This window comes from Streptomyces turgidiscabies Car8 (assembly GCF_000331005.1).
Classification (GTDB): Bacteria; Actinomycetota; Actinomycetes; order Streptomycetales; family Streptomycetaceae; genus Streptomyces; species Streptomyces turgidiscabies.
Window position 1 is genome coordinate 1 of record NZ_AEJB01000105.1, and the last position, 2471, is coordinate 2471.

The 2471-nt window shown below is 68.0% G+C and carries 3 protein-coding genes; all 3 read right to left on the minus strand.

Translation table 11 applies throughout. The features are described 5' to 3' along the window. Nucleotides 1-12: 12 nt before the first annotated feature. Nucleotides 13-711, minus strand: a complete 699-nt coding sequence (locus STRTUCAR8_RS06040) for a DUF4191 domain-containing protein (RefSeq protein WP_006374602.1) — start codon at nucleotides 709-711, stop codon at nucleotides 13-15. Nucleotides 712-779: 68 nt separating this feature from the next. Further along, a complete protein-coding gene (locus STRTUCAR8_RS06045; protein WP_006374601.1) occupies nucleotides 780-980 on the minus strand; it encodes an SCO2195 family GlnR-regulated protein in 201 nt (66 codons plus the stop codon). Nucleotides 981-1304: 324 nt separating this feature from the next. Continuing rightward, nucleotides 1305-2270 (minus strand): lipoyl synthase, encoded by a 966-nt coding sequence (gene lipA / locus STRTUCAR8_RS06050; protein ID WP_044471709.1) that lies wholly within the window; start codon nucleotides 2268-2270, stop codon nucleotides 1305-1307. Between the last annotated feature and the right edge of the window lie 201 nt (nucleotides 2271-2471).

Here is a 2471-nt window from a genome sequence, read left to right on the forward strand (position 1 = left end):
ATCTCGCTCGCGTCAGCGCATCTTGCCGCCGCGCGGCATGCGCATCCCCTTGGGCATCGGGCCCTTCGGCAGCGGCATGTTGCTCATCAGGTCGCCCATCGCACGCAACCGGTCGTTGGTGGCGGTCACCTGGGGGCCGGCGAGAACGCGCGGGAGCTTCAGCATCGTCGTGCGGAGCTTCTTCAGCTCGATCTGGCCCTCACCCGTGCCGACCAGCAGGTCGTGCACCGGCACGTCCGCGACGATGCGGGACATCTTCCGCTTCTCGGCGGCCAGCAGGCTCTTCACCCGGTTCGGGTTGCCCTCGGCGACCAGGACGATGCCGGCCTTGCCGACCGCGCGGTGCACCACGTCCTGGCTGCGGTTCATCGCCACCGCCGGAGTCGTCGTCCAGCCTCGGCCGATGTTGTCCAGCACGGCCGCAGCGGCGCCCGGCTGGCCCTCCATCTGCCCGAAGGCGGCCCGCTCGGCCCGGCGCCCGAACACGATCGCCGTCGCGAGGAAGGCGAGCAGGAGGCCGAGAATGCCGAGATAGATCGGGTGACCGATCAGGAAGCCGATCGCGAGGAAGACACCGAGGGTGCTGATTCCGACAGCCGCGAGTACAAGACCGATCTTTTTGTCGGCCTTGCGGGTCATTTTGTACGTCAGAGCGATCTGCTTGAGTCGCCCGGGGTTCGCGGCGTCCGCCGCGGGTTCCTTCCTCGCCATGCCGTGAGTCTACGTGGCCTCGGAAGCGCCGACGACGGCGGTGTCGTCGGGGAACCGTGAAACGGCGGTCAGAGGTGGACGGCCACGGACTGTTCGAGGACGCGCTGCGCCTCGACCCGGTCCTTGGCGCGGCGGCGGTCCTCCAGCACGGAGGTCCAGGCGTTCTGGCGTGCGATGCGCTGGCCGTTGCCCATGAGCAACGACTCGACTGCGCGCAGCGCGTCGGTGAAGGACGGGATGGGAGTGGCGCTGACGGGCGCGGCCTGCATGATGGAGGTCCCCCCTCGGGACGGCTCTGGGTAAGGGTGCACATCGTGTAAAACCAGGGTCACTGATTGGTGTTACCAGGGCGTGACTTGCCGGTCAAACACCGATGAAGCCTTGATACGGAAGGCGAAAACGCCGATGCGGCCCTGACGTATGCCCTCAGCTGCGAGGACGGTCAGGACCGCACGGAATCGGCCGTTACCGGCGGGTAGTGTCTTGTGCGCGAATTCACACGTCTGCTGCACCTCTGTCGTACCTGGGCCGCACCCCTGCTGGGCAGGGAGAGTGACGGTACGTCAGCAGCCGTACCCGGGCCCGGGGCTCGTTCAGACCGCCTGGGAGGCGATGTAAGCGCCACGCTTCTCGATGGCCATCTGGTAGAGGCGGCCGGCGCGGTACGAGGAGCGCACCAGCGGGCCGGACATGACCCCGGAGAAGCCGATCTGCTCGGCCTCCTCCTTCAGCTCGACGAACTCGTGCGGCTTGACCCAGCGCTCGACGGGGTGGTGCCGGACCGTCGGACGCAGGTACTGCGTGATGGTGATCAGCTCGCACCCGGCCTCGTGCAGCTGCCGCAGCGCCTCGCTGACCTCCTCGCGGGTCTCGCCCATGCCCAGGATCAGGTTCGACTTCGTGACCAGACCGTAGTCGCGGGCGTCGGTGATGACCTTGAGCGAGCGGTCGTAGCGGAAGCCGGGGCGGATGCGCTTGAAGATGCGGGGGACCGTCTCGACGTTGTGCGCGAAGACCTCGGGCCGGGAGGAGAAGACCTCGGCCAGCAGCTCCGGTACGGCGTTGAAGTCGGGCGCGAGCAGCTCGACCTTCGTACGGCCTTCCGCGCGCCCCTCGGTCTGCTGGTGGATCTGGCGCACGGTCTCGGCGTACAGCCAGGCGCCGCCGTCCTCCAGGTCGTCGCGGGCGACGCCGGTGATGGTGGCGTAGTTGAGGTCCATCGTGACCACGGACTCGCCGACCCGGCGGGGCTCGTCGCGGTCGAGGGCCTCGGGCTTGCCGGTGTCGATCTGGCAGAAGTCGCAGCGCCGGGTGCACTGGTCACCGCCGATGAGGAAGGTGGCCTCGCGGTCCTCCCAGCACTCGTAGATGTTGGGGCAGCCGGCTTCCTGGCAGACGGTGTGCAGGCCCTCGCTCTTCACGAGGTTCTGCATCTTCGTGTACTCGGGACCCATTTTCGCCCGGGTCTTGATCCACTCGGGCTTGCGCTCGATGGGGGTCTGGGCGTTCCGGACCTCCAGGCGCAGCATCTTGCGTCCGTCGGGTGCGACTGCGGACACGATGGCTCCCTTTAGCTTCGATTCTTCGGCGTACACCAGGGTACGCCCGTACGCTTTGCGTCCTGCGAGACGGGCAACCTTTGAGACGGGGGGTGCATTCCCGGGGCAGGGTTTCCTCGCCCCCGCCGCCCCTACCCGTCCCATCCCTGGGGGCCGCGCCCCCGGACCCCCTTTCGCGCTGAACGCGCTCGTCCTCAAACG

Coding starts and splice junctions, on each gene's coding strand:
- STRTUCAR8_RS06040 (WP_006374602.1), bottom strand. CDS start 711: ATGGCGAGGAAGGAACCCGCGGCGGACGCCGCGAACCCCGGGCGACTC.
- STRTUCAR8_RS06045 (WP_006374601.1), bottom strand. CDS start 980: ATGCAGGCCGCGCCCGTCAGCGCCACTCCCATCCCGTCCTTCACCGAC.